Source organism: Thermincola sp. GK-1 (genome assembly GCF_059412445.1).
Window position 1 is genome coordinate 226,280 of record NZ_JBSQAT010000001.1, and the last position, 17,733, is coordinate 244,012.

General features: G+C 39.2%; 13 protein-coding genes. 11 read left to right on the forward strand and 2 right to left on the reverse strand.

Annotated features, from left to right (window positions below; translation table 11 throughout):
* Positions 1 to 13: 13 nt before the first annotated feature.
* Entirely contained in the window at positions 14 to 409 is a 396-nt protein-coding gene (locus ACSNJE_RS01195) for an AbrB/MazE/SpoVT family DNA-binding domain-containing protein (protein ID WP_495251769.1), read from the forward strand.
* Positions 410 to 1,005: 596 nt separating this feature from the next.
* Positions 1,006 to 1,317, forward strand: coding sequence for a hypothetical protein (locus ACSNJE_RS01200; protein WP_495251770.1), 312 nt, complete (start codon positions 1,006 to 1,008; stop codon positions 1,315 to 1,317).
* A 35-nt stretch (positions 1,318 to 1,352) separates the two neighbouring features.
* Here ACSNJE_RS01200 and ACSNJE_RS01205 read toward each other — a convergent pair whose 3' ends face one another.
* Entirely contained in the window at positions 1,353 to 1,685 is a 333-nt protein-coding gene (locus ACSNJE_RS01205) for a nucleotidyltransferase domain-containing protein (protein WP_013121694.1), read from the reverse strand.
* Positions 1,661 to 1,783 carry a hypothetical protein gene (locus ACSNJE_RS01210; RefSeq protein WP_083779284.1) on the reverse strand — a complete coding sequence of 41 codons (123 nt, stop codon included), beginning with the start codon at positions 1,781 to 1,783 and terminating at the stop codon, positions 1,661 to 1,663. Before ACSNJE_RS01210 ends, ACSNJE_RS01205 begins: the two co-directional genes overlap by 25 nt.
* 956 nt (positions 1,784 to 2,739) lie before the next feature.
* On the opposite strand from ACSNJE_RS01210, the gene ACSNJE_RS01215 reads away from it, so the two are divergent.
* The 9 genes from ACSNJE_RS01215 to ACSNJE_RS01255 all read left to right on the forward strand — a co-directional run bounded on the left by ACSNJE_RS01215 (position 2,740) and on the right by ACSNJE_RS01255 (position 17,731).
* On the forward strand, positions 2,740 to 5,637 hold the full coding sequence (locus ACSNJE_RS01215; RefSeq protein WP_495251771.1) for an S-layer homology domain-containing protein: 2,898 nt from the start codon (positions 2,740 to 2,742) through the stop codon (positions 5,635 to 5,637).
* A gap of 128 nt (positions 5,638 to 5,765) precedes the next feature.
* Positions 5,766 to 7,907, forward strand: a complete 2,142-nt coding sequence (locus tag ACSNJE_RS01220; RefSeq protein WP_495251772.1) for an O-antigen ligase family protein — start codon at positions 5,766 to 5,768, stop codon at positions 7,905 to 7,907.
* 157 nt (positions 7,908 to 8,064) lie between these two features.
* Entirely contained in the window at positions 8,065 to 9,432 is a 1,368-nt protein-coding gene (locus ACSNJE_RS01225; protein ID WP_495251773.1) for a sugar transferase, read from the forward strand.
* The gene (locus ACSNJE_RS01230) at positions 9,429 to 10,574 is read left to right on the forward strand and encodes a glycosyltransferase family 4 protein (RefSeq protein ID WP_495251774.1); all 1,146 of its coding nucleotides are present in this window, start codon (positions 9,429 to 9,431) and stop codon (positions 10,572 to 10,574) included. Before ACSNJE_RS01225 ends, ACSNJE_RS01230 begins: the two co-directional genes overlap by 4 nt.
* Before the next feature lie 2 nt (positions 10,575 to 10,576).
* The gene (locus ACSNJE_RS01235; RefSeq protein ID WP_495251775.1) at positions 10,577 to 11,803 is read left to right on the forward strand and encodes a glycosyltransferase; all 1,227 of its coding nucleotides are present in this window, start codon (positions 10,577 to 10,579) and stop codon (positions 11,801 to 11,803) included.
* Between the two features lie 162 nt (positions 11,804 to 11,965).
* Positions 11,966 to 13,735: a glycosyltransferase family 2 protein gene (locus ACSNJE_RS01240; protein WP_495251776.1), complete on the forward strand. Its 1,770-nt coding sequence runs from the start codon at positions 11,966 to 11,968 to the stop codon at positions 13,733 to 13,735.
* A gap of 3 nt (positions 13,736 to 13,738) precedes the next feature.
* Complete coding sequence (locus ACSNJE_RS01245) at positions 13,739 to 14,608, forward strand: ABC transporter permease (RefSeq protein WP_495251777.1); 870 nt, start codon at positions 13,739 to 13,741, stop codon at positions 14,606 to 14,608.
* 16 nt (positions 14,609 to 14,624) lie between these two features.
* Entirely contained in the window at positions 14,625 to 15,908 is a 1,284-nt protein-coding gene (locus ACSNJE_RS01250) for an ABC transporter ATP-binding protein (RefSeq protein WP_495251778.1), read from the forward strand.
* A complete protein-coding gene (locus tag ACSNJE_RS01255) occupies positions 15,908 to 17,731 on the forward strand; it encodes a hypothetical protein (protein WP_495251779.1) in 1,824 nt (607 codons plus the stop codon). The genes ACSNJE_RS01250 and ACSNJE_RS01255 overlap by 1 nt, the downstream gene beginning before the upstream one ends.
* Positions 17,732 to 17,733: the final 2 nt, after the last annotated feature.

Here is a 17,733-nt window from a genome sequence, read left to right on the forward strand (position 1 = left end):
GGGGTTTGGATAAATGGAGATCAGAAGAGTATTTAAGAGCGGTAACAGCTATGTGGTTTCATTACCAAAGAATGTAGTTGAAACTTTTGGGGTAAAAGAAGGAGACCATATAGAATTTTCCATCAGGGATGGAAAAGTAACTATCAAGCCTTACAAAAGACCTGACCGGGCCGGTGTTATAAAAAAAGTTGCGGGTTGCCTGAAGGACCGGGACAGCTTATACAAGGACCTCCTGGAGATTCGGAATGACGACGAGGACAGGGAGGAATTATTCAGCGATAATAAGGCTGAAATTTTTTATTTTATGCCGCTGTGCCGGTGGAACAACCGTTGCTCCGAGTCTGCGGGCAGAGACAGTGTAAACTCCGTTCGGTTGAAATCACTGAACCCGGCCAAATCGTCATCCTGACTCAATGGCCGGGTTTCCGGCGTCCATGCCGGAAACAGTGATTTCAAGCCCTCACTGTCGTTAACACTGTCTACCTGCCCTCCGCCAAGTCGCAACTTGTTGTTCCACCGGACAACGGCTTCTTACTCCCCCTTACCTAAGGAAGGGTGGGTGGGGTGCTGAGGCTACCGTTAAGGAGCGACTGCGCCCGCAAAAACCGCAGGCAGGAAGGCAGGGAGTTCCCGCATGTTTGAAGATGGCGAAGGCCGCCGGGAAGTCCGGCGCTCAACGCAGGTTGAGTGCCCGGGAGGGGAGGCGGCCTGACTTATAAGAAATGCAACATGAGCCATCGAGTTCGGGAACGCTGCCTTCCTGGCAAGGTTTTGCAGCACAAAGCTCCGGGGTAGCCGGGCCACCCTACCCACCCTTCACCCACCCACCACAGAGAAAACGCAGAGAAAAGTGAAAGGGAAAATTTGCCTCTCTCTCTTGTGAATGCAGAGATACGAGGATATAATTAAATTACAACGAAGAAAACATGGAACGGCTTGGAAAAGACTTTAAAAGAGAAAGGTTGAACTGCAAGGTCGAAAATTTCATTTCCAGGGGGGAAAGACGTGGAAAAGATTTTAAAAGAGATACTTGCTGAACTTAAAGATTTAAAAGGTGAGGTTAAACACCACGGCCGGAGGCTGGACAACATAGAGAACTGTATTAAAGACCATGGCCGGCGACTGGAGAACCTGGAGATTGCTGTTAACGGGATGAGAGAGGAACATGGGCAGATGCTCAGGGCTATTCTTGAGAGCAAGGAAATACAGCGCGGGGAAATTGATAAGCTGACTCACCGCACGGCCAAAATTGAGGGCACCTTAAAGGGAGCCGCTACTCAAGTTTTGGAGGACCTGAAAGAAGTGAGCAACCAATAGGCATATGAAGCACCTCTGTGGGTTGCATCTGTTTTTTATACCCCACTATCATAAACTACCTTCCCTTTTATGATAATTTCATCAAAAAGGAATTCCCCACTTTTTGCCTTCCGGTAATCATCCAATGAATATGGCCGAGGAGAAATATCCGGATCAATATCGACTGTTAAAAGTTTAAGCCGTACTCCTTCGTTGAAATAGTCTTTACCAAAATTACGAGATACAAGAGCCAGGTCAATATCGCTATCATTATCAGCGACACCGGTTGCATATGACCCGAACAAAATCGCCTTGTCAATCGGGATATTCCTGGCTTTTAAAACTGCTAAATAGCGGTTAATTGTTACTTCAACATTTCTTTTAACCATTTTAACACCTCTCCTGTTTTTTCCAGGTAGTTGCGGCAATTTTCCTGTGTTGCAAAACCGGAAATTCTGTCCTTGTACTCCGGATACCTTGAATCGATATAGCATTGAGTTAATACTGCAAGTAGTTTGTTTAAATCACTTTATCACAACTCCCGCTTGCTTCCAGTTCTGTATTTTTATTATAACCTTATTTTAGCCTTACAACAAGAGAACCTTACATATATCGTTAACCCTGTTGGACTACTCACCGCACGGCCAAAATAGAGGGTACGTTAAAGGGAGTCGCCACTCAAATTTTGGAGGACCTGAAAGAAGTGAGCAACCAATAGGATTTGAGTCTGCCCTCCGCCAAGTCGCAACTTATTGTTTCACCGGCGCAGCGGCCTCGAAAGCCGCAGTGTGGCTGCAACCAAGGTTTTGCAGCACCAAGCTCCCAGGTAGCGGAGACACCCTCCTACCCTGCCACCATTCTCCAGCACAAAGCTCCGGGGTAGCCAAGACACCCCACCCACCCTTTACAAAAGAGGACACCGAGAAACCTGAGGAGGCCAGGGAAAAATTTTTTGCCAGATTGCCTAAAATTTTTCTCCGGCGACCCCTGAAAAATATATCATGCCCCCGAATAAGTATGAATATAAATGACAAGGATAGATACCCACTTTTTACCGATGCAGAGTTTGGTTAAAATGTATTGACTTACCGGTCAACCCTTCGGTATAATAGGGTTCGAGACGTGGGAAAAACAGGGGGCAGAGGATAACTGCCGCCAGTACAGGCGGTTCGAAACCAAAACTGCCAAAGAATTAACCGGATGACAAAAATTTCATAAGTTTTGCAGGAGAAGCTGCAGACAACGTAGAATAATATGCAGGAATATGGCAAATTTTGCTGTTTTTTATTTCGGAGTTCTAAAGGTATCAACCTTTAGCAATATTGGGTTCACATATACCTATTGAAGGGGGTGTTGCCCGAAAGAGTTAAGTTTATTTGCTGTTTAAAAAGGCAGTAAAGAGGAGAAACAAAAAATACTAAAAAAAAGGGGGATTTTAAGAGAATGAAGAAGTTCAAAAGACTTATCGCGCTCGTAACCGTAGCAATGTTCGTTCTGAGCTTCGCTGCACCGGCTGCATTTGCTGCTGATACTGCTGCCACAGCTGCAACTGTTACTGCAGCCGCATCTGCCAAAGTCATTGGTGCAGATGTCAAAGGAACGAAATATGAAAAACCTGCAGGCAAATTGATTGCATTAGGTATCATTAATGGTTTCAATGACGGAACCATCAGGCCTGATTCCGAAGTAACTCGTGCCCAGTTTGCGGCTATTATAGCTAAGGAATTAGGTCTTGGCGATGTTACTCCAACTGCAACCAAGTTTAAAGACGTACCTGCTACTCATTGGGCTAGTGGTGCAATTAACTTGGCAGTTGGAAAAGGTATTATCCATGGTTACCCGGATGGCACCTTTAGGCCTGATCAGCCTGTAACTTTTGCTGAGGCTGCTGTTATGTTGGTTCAAATGATTGGTTACGGGCCTGCATTAAAAGGTGGTAGCTGGCCTGCTACTCCGATATCTTTAGCTGCAAGTGCTGGTATTACTAAGGGAGTATCCTTAGCTGCTAATACCAAGACTCCGCGTGGCGATGTAATCATTATGGCTGCTAACGCCCTGACTGCAGATATTATGGAACAAACTACTTGGGGCGATGACAATTATTGGTCTAAGAAAGAGCATAAGAACCTATTAACAGAGGTATTTGATCTGAAAATCTTCAATCAAGAAAGAGATATTGAAGATTATACTTGGAATGAGACAATGCCTTATGTTAATAATGTATCCAGGTTTGATCTGGGTAATTTGAAGGCTGATGAAGTTGAGTTTGCTGGCAATAGTGAGCTCAGCAGCGGTACTTACAAAGTTGTTGGTAGGAATATTGATCCTAATGCCTTAGTTGGTCAAGATGTGGAAGTGTGGGCAAATACGGATCAAAAAGAAGTTTACTATATGGCTCCCAGTGACAAGGAAGAGTTTTATGTAGATAAGATTAATGCTGTTGAGGCTACCACTGCTGAAACTTATACTGTTGGCAGTACTGACTACCATATCAACAATAAAATTAAGCTCGACAAGCTTGGCAAGAAATTCAAAGTTCTCGATGAGGCCACTGTAAGGTACAACATTTCCGGAGATACCACCACATTTGCAGCGCTCGATGTTGATAAGGTTAAGGATGCTAACGTTAAGTTCATCCTGAATGATGATGACATCATTACCTACATGGTAATTGATGACTACTATGATCCTGAGACTACAAACTTTAGTGATCAGGTTGTTAAGTCTGGTTACGTAAAAGAAATTAACAACGACGATGAAACCATCGAATACTATGCTGGCAGCTCTACTACCAAGATTTATCTGGAAGATGCTGATTACGTAGTTATTAGAGATGGTTATACTGCAGCACTGAAAGACATCAAGGCCGGAGATGTCATTAACGTATGGACCAACAATGACGACAAATACTATGTATTTGCAACCTCCACCCAAGTAAAAGGTAAGGTTGAAAAAGTTGTTGCTTCCGACTTAAACAACATTTCGACTTACGACATCACTATCGCTGGGAAGAAGTACGATGTTGCTCCGGGGGCTCTGTTCTCCGACGACAACAACAAAACCTTTGATACTGCAAGCGGAGACGACTTAACCTCTGTCAGCGGTAAGGAAATCACTGCTTACCTGGATGCTCAAGGTAACATCAAGGTTGTTTCCACCAGTGAAGCTGCAGAATCCGGCAAGCTGATTGGTATTGTTACTAAAGAGGCCAAGTACAGCGCATTTGACGATGAAGTTAAATTCTCCATCGTAAACAAATCAGGTCAGACAATGAACTTTAGCTTCGATCCGAGTGACGTTGACTACAACGCTGGTGTTGATGGAGCTGTTGATCAAGAATTAACCGGTGCACAGTGGGTAGCTAAGTTAAACCTCGATGATACCACGACTTATCCCAATAGTCTTATTGTAATCGAATATAAACTTGACAGTGCCGGTAAGCTGACCAAGGTTATCAATAGAACCGATGACTACTTCGCTGATTTGGCAGTTAGTACTGACAATACTGATGATGTAGCTGATACTATTAGGCTGAATGGCAACACTTACAAAGTTCCTTCTGATACAGTAATATTTGATTTCACTGGTGCATTTAACAACGGATTTAGCGATCCTTTGAATCCGAGTGTTGATCAGAACAATGCTGAGAAGAAGGATGTAAAAGTAATCAAGTGGGCTGACATTGAGAAGAAGACTTGGGTACAAGGTTACTACAAGGCTGATAAAGACCACCTTGATTACCTGGTTGTAACTGCGGCCAGCTCCACAATCGGCAGCGATGCTCAGTATGGCGTAATCACCAACTTCAGTAAGGTTGGTACCAAAGATGCTATAGAGCTTCTGAACGCTAAAGGAGAAAAACAAGTAATCGTCTATGACGGTGCTAATATTGGCGATTACATCTATGACAGAAATAACGGTACTATTAAGAAGGGCGACTTCATTCGCTACGAAACTAACGTAGACAATGAAATTGACAAGATTACGGTACTTGCTCACAAAGACGGCTTCACTGATCTTGCTAACCTAAAAGATGTATTAGGTAACCTTGGTCTTGACAGTGCAAGGTTAGTATGGGTAGATTCCACTACTTCCGATATGATTATTGGTGAGGCTGTACCGGCAAATATGGCCGATAACTCACTGGATTGGGCATCAGCACAAGCTGCTAACGTCTCTGTAGATGAAAACACTGTATACTACGAAATCTTCGATACTACCGCACTGAAGAAAGTCAATGGGGTAAGTAGTCAGGACTATGTACTGGCTATCGACACCGATGATGATGGCGGGGTAGCTGACTTCGTAGTAGTTGTTAAAGAAAAAGTTGCTCATCCTTAAGATGAATTAATAAGGGCACCCTAACGGGTGTCCTTATTTTTTTTAAATATGTTAATCAAAAAAGGACTTACTCGAAAAAGCAAGAAATAATATATGTCGAAAAAAATACCCTGGAAGGCAGATGAGAGATGAACAAGAAGAAAAAGAAGAAAAAGAAGTTTGGTTCAGTTATTAATACTATCCAAGAAGAAGGAAAGTTAATATTTTATTTTTTATTGATTCTAATTTTTTATCCGCCTTACTTTCGGGGGCTGTTTTTTACTAAAGAACTTTTAGTGACCCACATAATTACTGCTTTGGTATTTTTGGCTCTTATTTATTTCAAACCTAGTTACGAGCAATTAGTATTTTTAAAAATGCCGATAGATTATTTTACTGTGGGATATTTACTGATGTATGTGATTGCCTGTTTTTACGCAGTCCTTCCCAGAGAAGCAGTAGGGTCAGTACTTAAGCTAATAAATTTTGTGTTGGTTTACTATTTGATTAGTTTTTATAGCAAAAGGTTAGCTGATATCAAATTAATACTACTGACAGTATATTTGAGTGGTATCGGAGTGTCACTGTTCGGCATTATATCAGCATTAGGCGTCTCGTTGCCTAATGCAATTGTTTTCGGTAACCGGATTGCTTCAACAATTCAGTATCCAAATACCTTAGCTGCTTATCTCACCGCCATATTGATTATTGGAATATACTTATACGTTGAGGAAAAGAATGCTTTTAGAAAAGTGACTATAAGTATTGGAAATTATTTATTGTTCTTGACATTCCTGGGAGCCCAATCCAGAGGAGGACTAGTATTTTTACCCGCGTCTTTGCTATTATTACTTTTAGGACCATCTGGAATTAAACGGTTTGCTATAATATATCAAACGCTAACTTCAATTTTGTTAGCTATTATTACATACCCCAGGGTTTTAGGTGGCATTAGTTCAGTTTTTACAGGTACTAAATTGGTGTGGTTATTAACTGGTATTATTGTCTGTGTACTAATTGATTTTACAATAAACAAGTTTTCTATCATAAGTGAAAAATTTTTGACCAATAAGCGTTCTCTGGTAATAAGTTTTACTGTTGTCATAACGGCAATAGCGATAGGGGCATCGATATACCACATAAATGATCGAGTTTCTCCTGCCTTCAAAAGGATTACGAAGATATCCACTAATGAAAGGAACGTGCTGGAACGATTTATATTCTATAAGGATGCTCTTAAATTAGTAGGTGATCACCCTGTTTTAGGAACCGGTGGAGGAGGCTGGAGCGCTCTCTACAAGCAATATGAAAGCTATGCATACAAAGCCAGGGCAGTCCACAATAACTTGCTTGAAACTCTAGTTGAAGTAGGTATTATAGGATTATCGTTATATCTCTTAATCTGGATTAGTTTTGTATATACAGCTATTAAAACGATTCGTTTGCGAACAAATGTTGAGGAGAAAATGGTTGTATGGGTTGTTTTAACTGCTGCGTTGACAATAGGATTACATAGTACTATTGACTTCAACCTATCTCTAGGGGCAATTTCCATTTTCGTTTGGGTTTTGTTTGGAATCAACAGAGGTATGGCGCTGAACACCGAATATGCTTTACCTGTCAGAGCAGTTGGTAACGTAGATGGAAGCACGAAAAAAATCATTACAGTTTTGCTTTGCATTTACGTGTTGGTAAGTCTCGTTTTAATGGTAGGAGCCCATTTCGGCGAAAACGGTTATAAAAATATTCGAGCAGGGCAATATGTAATGGCTGAAGATAATCTTTTAAAGGCTATTAAATATGATCCATTGAATAGTAATTATCCTATGGCTTTAGCACAGATTCTTGAAGCTAAGTATGCCGCAACAAAAAGTGAAGAAACATTGAAAACAGCAATGGCCTTTGCTATTAAGGCTATTTCATTAGATAAGAACGACCCCGATAAACACATGATAAAGGGAGATATACACTTAAAGCTGGGACAGCCGAAAGAAGGTTTTGCCGAATATAAACGTGCCTATTTATTAGACCCTACCAATCAAAAAAGATACGAAGATTTAGCAGATGTTAGTTTAAGGATAGGTAAATATTATGCTTATTTAGGGCAGAAGAACGAAGCAAAGAGGTATTTTAACATAGTTAAGGACATTCCTTCGCTAATTATGCAGAAACGCAACAAAATTCCGATGTCAAGTAAAATGCCTTGGGTAGAAAAAGAATATAACCTGGTAGTATCGGAAGTGATTGAAAAGGCGGTGAAGGAAGCGGAAGCGAATATGAAGAAACTTTGATTGTTGCAGAAGCATAGGTTTTAAAGCCTATGCTTTTTGACGGTTTTTAGGGTTAACATTTCCTTGGCAGAAAAATGAGAAATTAGGAGGATTTTAGCTTATTAAGTAGAAAATTAACAAAAGGCAAAGCAGAAATGGAAATTAAGGAAGGCTGCTTATGTGGCTTACATACAACAAATCCAGATATTCTTTTTTTATAATGCTGGCAGATGCGGTAATTATTAATATTAGCATAGTTCTCGCTTATCTGGTTCGGTTTAACTTTGCTCTACCGGCATTTAATTTTCAACCGTACCTGGAGATGTCGGTGTGGATTACATTAGGGGCCGTATTCTTTTTTCATGCCTACCACCTCTATTCCATTTCGGCCCGCACCAAGTGGGACGATCAGTTTTATTCCGTTATTTTGGCAGTAACCCTTACTTTGATGTTAAGTATCTCCCTAACGTACATCAGCGCTAATTATTCTTTTCCCAGGTCTGTTTTTTTGTTAAGCTGGATACTTCAAATCGTTTTCATGCTTTTATGGAGGTATTTCCTGTGGAAACTGACCAAAAGGGTTTTAGGGGTGCAAAAGGCTGTTTTAATTGGCGGTAAACAGGACGCTGCAGCACTGGCAGATGAACTGAAGAAATTTCCGGAAAGCCACATTGAGATTGCAGGGTTAATAGTTACGGAAAATAAACCGGTTGACAAATTAGAAAAATACGAAGTACTGGGTGACTTAACTAATTACGAAAGCATTCTGGCCAATACTGATTTGTATGATGTTGCAGTTATCACCCCTTCCCTGCCCATAACTATAAAAGAGAAAATAGTCTGCAGTTGTTATAATTATGGGAAAGAAGCGCTGCTCGTACCGGATTTATACGAAGTGCTTTTGATCAGGGCAAACCTTGATCTAATTGACGATATACCTTTGTTCAGCGTCAAAGACACCAACGGAAATAATGATCCGGTGAAACGGTGTTTAGATGTTGTGTTGGGAAGTATTGGACTTATAATTGCTCTACCCATAATGGCTGTTCTGGCAGTGATTATTAAATTAGACTCGCCGGGGCCTATTATTTATAGGCAAGAAAGGGTAACTAAAGGCGGCAGGGTTTTTACTTTGTATAAATTCAGGACCATGGTAGAGGATGCTGAAGCAAGTACGGGGCCTGTTTTTGCTGTGGAAGATGACCAAAGGGCAACAAGGGTAGGCAAGTTTCTGCGCAAATCCAGGTTGGATGAGCTTCCGCAGTTATTTAACGTAATTAAAGGGGATATGAGTTTGGTTGGCCCAAGGCCGGAACGACCGGTATTTGTGGAGCGGTTCTCCAAAGAAATTTACGGTTACGAGCACCGCCACAGGATGAAACCGGGCCTGACAGGGGTAGCTCAGGTTGCGGGCAAGTACGATACAGGGCCCAGGGAAAAATTGATTTTTGATTTACTGTATGCCAGGCGCAATGGCATTCTGGTTGATATTCAAATTCTGTTGAACACAGTAAAAGTGCTGTTTATGAGGGATAAGGCGTTATGAGCACGAAAGTGCGCATTCTGGAGATTATTACGTTGGGCGAGATTGGCGGAGCGCAGAACGTATTTGCCGATATAGTCCAAGGTATAACTGAATATGGCCGGAATGTCGAAATTGATATTGTCTTTGGGAAAGGGGATTATCTAAAAGAAATTTTTGCCGGTTGGCCTTTTGGCAAAGTTATACAAATACCATTTATGGCAAGAAACTTAAATTTATCCGCAGACTTAAAAGTACTATTTTTTTTAAAGAGACTGTGTAAAGAACGTAAATACGATATTGTGCACTGCCATAGTTCCAAGGCTTCCTTTCTGGCACGCGTTGCGGCCCGATGGGCCGGTGTTCCCAGAATATGCATGACGGTACACGGACTACCCTTTCACCAGGGAATTTCACCAGTGGAATCAGCCGTTTACAGAGCTGTAGAAAAATTGGCCTTTCCGCTGGCGTCCGAATATATTTTTGTTTCACGTGCTGACATAAAGGAGGCCTTAGAATTAGGGCTTAATGAAAATAAAGTAAAATTTATCCCCAATGGTAGGCCTGTACCCAGAAATCCTAGGCAGGGATTGCACCAAAAATACGGAATTCCACGAGAAAGACCCATTGTATGTATGGCAGCCAGACTTACTCCTGTAAAAAATCCCATGTTTTTTTTGCGAGTGGCTAAAAGAGTTTTGCTGGAAATCCAAGAGGGCTGTAAACCGGTTTTTATCTTAATCGGTGACGGCCCTTTGATGCAACAGTGTTTGGATTTTGTTAAAGAAACCGGTTTGGAGCAGGATATTCTCCTGACAGGAGAGATAAAAGAAGCTGCCGCACACTTTTGGGATGCCGATGTAGCGGTGCTTACCTCTGAGTATGAAGCCTGTCCGCTTGTACTGATGGAAGCTATGGCCACCGGGACACCGGTAGTTGCTCCTGATGTAGGGGGGATTAGCGGTATTGTTCAAAAAGGCCGGACAGGCTTTCTGTATCCTGCAGGCAATGAAGAAGAAGCGGCTGCCTGCCTGATAAAATTGCTAAAGGATGAAAAGTTGCGCCGGGAAATGAAAAAGGCAGCTCTGCAAAGGTATTATGCAGAATTTACTGTCCAGAAAATGATTGAAGGTTATGTGAGTATTTTTGGTTTGACAGGGGCTTAAAAATGCAAAATGCGTTAAAAAATTATTCACGTAAATTTGATGCTGTTGTTTGTCTTTCTGCCATAGACTGGGACTTTTTATGGCAGCGTACGCAGGAAATAATGTTTCAGTTTGCCTGTATGGGGTACCCCGTTCTTTTTGTTGAAAATACAGGTGTGCGCACGCCGCGAATAAAAGACGTTCCCAGGGTATTACACCGGGCAAAAAATGCATTAGCCAAACCAAAAACGAGTATGGCCCGGGCAAGAAATAAACAACACCCCGGATCATTAAAAATACATAGTCCTCTTACGTTGCCCTTTCCATATTGCAAGCCGGCCATTAAAATAAACAATATTTTGCTTAAACGCCGGATTATGAAGTTCAGCCAGGAAACCGGCATACCTGTAAACCGCATGTTAATGTGGACCTACATGACAACTCCGTTGGCTCTGGAACTGTCAAACGGGTTGCCCTGGGCCGGGGTAGTGGTTGATCTGGTCAGTGATCCTTGCAAGGTTTCCGGGGCGGAAAAGCTCAAACCTTTTCACCTGCAAATGCTGCAGAGAGCTCACCTGGTTGTCTGTGCATCTAAGCCAATGTTAGATGAAGTTCGGAGGCAAATGTCAAATATTCAGGTTGACAAAGTCATATTGATTGAAGATGGATTTTCGGCCTGGCTGGCTGAGGCCGCTGATAAAGAAATAAATGTAGTTACAGATGCTTCTGTTCAACCGACTGCTGTCTACATCGGCGGAATTAATCAAAAAATCTGGTGGGAGGCTCTTATCCACCTCGCTAAGAACTTCCCTGAAGTATCGTTCGTTCTCATTGGGCCAAAAGAAACAGAAAAATTGCCCACCGATGAACTGCCTAATGTGACATGGTTACCGCCTTTTTCAAATTACACCCAGCTAGGTGTATATTTAAAAAGATGTAAAGTGGGATTAATACCATATGTAAAGGATACATATGTAGCTGGGATGAGGCCGGCAAAAATCAATGAATACATGGTTATGGGCTTGCCGATATTAGCGACTAAGTTGCCGGAACTGGAAAGGTTTACAAAAGAACATGGCTCTGGGGTTATGTATGTGGCTGAAACTCCTGAAGAATTTGTTTTCGCACTGAAAAAAGCCCTTGAAGAGGATTGTATAGAATTACGTAGCAAACGAAGACAAATAGCCCATGAGCATGCGTGGGCAAAGGTTTGCGGTAAGTTAGAGGAGAAGTTGCACCAATTGATATAAAAAAATGGAATTAAAAATTCATAAAGAGGAATTGACGTATGGTGTAGGAAAATTGGTTCTGAAGTGGAAATTTAATAAAGTTCTAAATTCCATTGATTTGAAGTGTAGTTTGGGCTGCAATTTGAAAGCTGGCAAATATAAAATAGTATTGAGGGATACTTAATGAGAATTTTTAGGGCAGTTGTTGAACTGCTGGTAAGGAGTTTCCGGATTTTAAAAGTTTATGGATTGCTGTATTTTATTCGGAGAGGTTGGAAATATGTGAAGAGACGTGGGTGGAGAAATTTTTTTGCTTCTGAGGACATAAACACCCAGTATCAAAAATGGATACATAAAAGAGAAGCTAATTATTCTGAGAAACCCTTTACTTGCAGTATCGTTCCTGTTATCGGCATTATGATGCCCGTTAATTATACAGAGTACATACGTATTCAAGATTCCGTAAAGTCTATATTAGCTCAGGATTCGCCATATTGGCATTTATATTTGGTAACTGATGACCCTACTGAACACGACATAAAAGAAAGCTTAGTAAAACAGATTAAAACGGATAAACGTATCTCAATTATTCGGCATTCAGGTGCTGACGTCGCCGGTATTGTAAAAAAAATGACTCAGGTAGATTATGTTTTGTTTATGGATGTAAATGATCGTCTTAGTTCTGAAGCCGTGGCGACTTTTCAAAAAACTTTGATTAAAGACCGAAATTTAGATTTGATATACGCCGATGAAGATACGTTTGACGGGGTGTCAGGTCAACGATTTAATCCTGTTTTTAAACCGGGATGGTCACCTCACTTATTACTTTCGTTTAACTATATTGGTCATCCAGTAGTATTACGTAAGGAATTATTAGAAAAGGTAGGCAAAACGGTATTTTTTAGTAACAACTGGGAATATAGGATTTTGTTAAGCCTGACTAACCTACATGTAAATGCCAAGCGAATACCGGAAATGTTGTGTAGTAGAATTAGTCCCGCCGATTTTATTGTAAATGAATCGGAAGAGAATCATAATTCAGGTTATTTGGCAATAAAGGAAGCATTAAGTAAAAAAGGCCTTCATGCAACAGTTCGATTTTGTCCTGAGACGGGAATCTATGCTACCAGGTTGGGCATTAAAGAGAAAGAAAAGATTTCAATAATAATTCCCACTAAAGATAACGGTAAAATATTACAAGGATGTTTAGAGAGCATACTGGAAAAATCTAGTTATGACAACTATGAAATATTAATTATTGATAATGGCAGTACTGACGAATCTACTTTAATATTCTTGGCGGATATAAAAAAATTCGATAAGATTAGGGTATTAAGTTATCCAAAGGAGTTTAATTACCCACTGGTTAACAATTTTGGCGCTGCTAATGCAGCGGGAAAACATTTGGTTTTTTTAAATGATGATACTATGGTAATCAGTTCTGATTGGCTGGAAGCTCTTCTTGAATACAGTCAGATGCAAGAGGTGGGCGCTGTAGGGGCATTGCTATTATTTCCTAACGGCCTCATTCAGCATGCCGGAATTGTTATCGGCATGAGAGGAAGCGCATCTCATGCTTTCTACAAACACGAAGCTGATAAGCCCGGTTATTTAAATTTAATTCATTGTGTTCGGAATGTGTCTGCGGTAACGGCAGCTTGCATGATGATTAAAGCTGAAACTTTTGCCAAAGTAGGTGGTTTTGATCCCAGGTTTCGGTTAGGCATGAACGATGTAGATTTGTGCTTAAGGTTGTTAAAGATGGGTTTATATAATGTATATACGCCATATGCAAAGCTGATCCATTATGAATCATTAACCAGAAACGAATATGTAGACGATAATGAAATTGAAATGTTTAAAAGACTTCATTGCGAATTTATATCTAATGGTGATCCTTATTATCATCCTGAACTAAGCCTTGAACGAAATGACTATTCACTGGCAATATAAATTGTGCTGAAAGTAAGTTTGGAAAATGTTATGTTGATTCAGGAGGAGAATATTGTTAAAAAGATGAGTTATTTGAAACAGTTTTATTTGTTCTTGATTGATACGATTAAGTGTAGAGGCCTAATTTTTGAATTAGCAAAAAAGGATTTTAGGGCAAAGTATTTAGGCTCATACCTTGGTATTCTTTGGGCCTTTGTTCAACCAACCATTACCATCTTGATTTTTTGGTTTGTATTTCAAGTTGGGTTTAAATCGACTCCTGTTGATAATTTTCCTTTTATACTGTGGCTTTTATGTGGGATGGTACCGTGGTTTTTCTTTTCGGAAGCTATATCCAATGCTACCAATGCTGTAATAGAAAACAGTTATCTTGTGAAGAAAGTGGTTTTCAGAGTCAGCATATTGCCAATCATTAAAATAGTATCGGCGTTATTTATTCATATGTTTTTTATCATTTTTTTGTTTTTAATGTTTTTCTTATATGGTTACAAGCCAAATATTTACAATATACAAATAATCTATTATTTGTTGGCAACTGTTATTTTGGTTTTGGGGATTTCATGGATAACTTCATCGCTAATGATTTTTCTAAGAGATATAGGACAAGTGGTTGTAATGTCACTGCAGTTTGGTTTTTGGATGACTCCAATATTTTGGTCATTAAAAATAGTGCCTGAAAAGTATCACAACATTTTGAAACTAAATCCCATTTATTATATAGTGGAAGGGTACCGGGAAAGTTTTATTTATCGTACATGGTTCTGGGAGCATTTATATTTAAGCATTTATTTTTGGATTATAACCCTTTCTCTGTTTGTAATCGGGGCTATAATGTTTAGAAGACTTAGACCGCACTTTGCAGATGTTTTATAATCACAAGGGGATATTTATGGATAAAGATATAGCTATTAAAGTCCAAAACGTATCAAAGATATATAAACTGTATGATAAGCCAATAGATAGATTGAAAGAGTCCATTAACCCTTTTGGGAAAAAATATCATAAGGAGTTTTATGCCTTAAAGGATGTATCCTTTGAAGTTAAAAAAGGTGAAACTGTTGGTATTATTGGGAAAAATGGGTCAGGGAAATCAACATTGCTGCAATTGATAACAGGAGTTCTTACGCCTACAATGGGTTCGATTCAAGTAAATGGTAAGGTATCAGCATTATTAGAACTTGGTGCAGGATTTAATCCGGAACTTACAGGAATAGAAAATGTATATTTGAACGGAACTATAATGGGTTATAGTAAAGAAGAAATAGACCTACGATTGGATGATATACTTTCTTTTGCGGATATAGGGGAATTCGTTTATCAACCGGTAAAGACCTATTCAAGTGGTATGTTTGCCAGACTTGCTTTTGCTTTAGCCATTAACGTAGATCCCGATATATTAATAGTTGATGAGGCTTTAAGTGTAGGTGACATAGCTTTTCAAAACAAATGTTTTAACAAAATTGAGGATTTTGTTTTAGGAGGGAAAACTGTATTATTTGTATCACACAATTTAAGCGCTATAAGACTTCTTTGTCAAAAGTCGATTTGGATAAATAAAGGGAAAATTGTATTATACGATAAAACCGAAACTGTGACAGATTTATTTGAAAAAAATTTAATTAACTTTACCGAGCAAAATAAAAATACTGAACTGTCGGATCCGAAGTTTAATCTAGCTAATTTTAAAAATAAGGGTGAGTTGCTGGAAGATAGTTTATGTTGGATTAATAATGTTTCGATATTCAATGGAATTGGTGACGTTACTAATTCCTTCAAGACGGGAGAAAGTTTAACCATAGCTTTCGAAATTGTTAACAAGTTTAATAAACTTCTAGAAGTTTCATTAGGAGTGGCTATAACACATACGAGTGGGATAGATGTATGTCGAATTAATAATATAAGAGATGACTTACCTATAACATTGACTGAAGGCATTAATATAGTTAAGTTAAATATAAATAGTTTGAAGTTACTAACAGGAGAATATTTTTTGTCTTTTTATTTGGCAAAATCCAATATTGTTGAATTATACCATAAGATAGAGAATTTAGTAAAAATTGAAGTCTCGACGTCTTTCTCTAAATGTGGTTGGAGAAAATATGATGGAATAGTTGCTATTGATCACTTTTGGAGTATTAATAATAACCCAATTTTATCGTTAGGTGACAATTAATGAAAAAAACAATTTTGTTTACAACTCATCACTTAGTAAACTACGCAGGGTCGGAGTTAAATATCTTGGATTTAGCTAAAGAATTTAAAATCCGCTCTTTTGATGTTACCGTAGGGACGTTTACTTTTGGTTATCCAATTAAAAAGCATTTTGAGGAAGAGAATATAAGAGTTATAAACATTTTAGAAGAAGAATTAGAAAAAAAAGAATTTGATGTAATTTGGGCCCAACATCCCCCGGCTTTGTATCACGTTTTATTTGAGAAAAATATTAGGGCGGCACATATAATAAGCAGTTCATTGTCTACTTTTGAGCCGCTAGAAGTTCCGCCAGTATTTGTAAATGAATTAACACTATGTTTGGCCAATTCAGAGGAGAACAAGTCCTCACTCATAAAGTTGGGCGTTAAAGAGAATAAGATACATGTTATGCTTAACTCAGTACCTGACAGTTTCTTTTCGTTTTTTAATCCAGACAAGGAGCCTGTTTTAAAGAAAATTGTTATTGTATCAAATCATGTTCCGGACGAATTGGTCAAGGTCGGTGAAATGCTAAGAGAAGACAATATCGGTGTTGACTTTTTTGGTATTAACAACCGGTTTGAGAGGATTACTCCTGAAATTCTTGAATGTTATGATGGAATTATAACCATTGGTCGGACTGTTCAGTATGGTCTTGCCATGGGTTTGCCCGTTTATTGTTATGATCATTTTGGCGGACCGGGTTGGATTCGAAAGGAAAACGTATTGAACTCCGAATACTACAACTTTTCCGGCAGATGTACTGGCGATAGGAAAAGTGCCGAAGAAATTTTTCTTGATATTAAATTAAATTTTATCAATGCTTTTGATGATAGGAAATATTTACATGATTTGGCTAAAAAACGTTATTCTCTTACAAATAATGTCTCGAATGTTCTTTCTCAGTTAGGCAATAAGAAAGTTAATCTAAAAAAAATCTTAAAAGACCATGTTACAAAAAGGCATAACCAAATTTATGTTAGGGAGCTAAAAAACCGGTTATATTTGGAAACAAAAAGAGAATTGGCTGTATTTCAGGTATTCTGGCAGAACGAAGGTAATTATTCGGAAGAAAGTTCCAAAAGATTCAGCGTCGATGCTAACGGTGATATTCAATACATAGAATTCGAGATTAAACAACGGGATCTCACAGGACCTTTAAGAATTGATCCAGCAGACGGCCCGGCATTAATCGAGATTCAATCTCTCGAATTATACTCAAGGAGAGTTGGAAGTAACGACCGAAAGGTGATTGGCTTCTGTTCAACAAAAAATAACTTTAGCGGTCTTTCCATTGGTAAAGGCTTAATGCGATTACAAGATCCGCGAAAATGTATACTGCTCTCATTTGATCCGGATCCTCAATTGTTGTGGGAGGTCGTATTACCCAAATATATAACTTCAGGTTGTTTATATATAAGAATTGTTTTCCGGATTAAAAATTTTGGAACAACAGATTTTGCAGAGGTTCTTAAAAACGACATTGAAAATTGGCAGGTAAACCTTAATCGAGCAGAAAGTACAATAATTTCTCTACAAGAAACTGTAGATCAAACGAAAGTAAAACTGGTAGAAAAAAACCAAAAGATTCAGGATCAAAACAAAGAATTAACTAGGTTAAATATTGAGTTAGAAGAGCATAAAAAGCAAATTGACCAGCTCCAAAAGGAATTATTTATTAAAACCAAATTACTTGAAGACAATGAAAGAAAACTAACAGAATTATTGAGTTCCCGGTCTTGGCAAATTACAGCCCCATTACGGTGGATTAGCAAAGTGGTTTTCAAAAAGAAGAGGAGGTAATT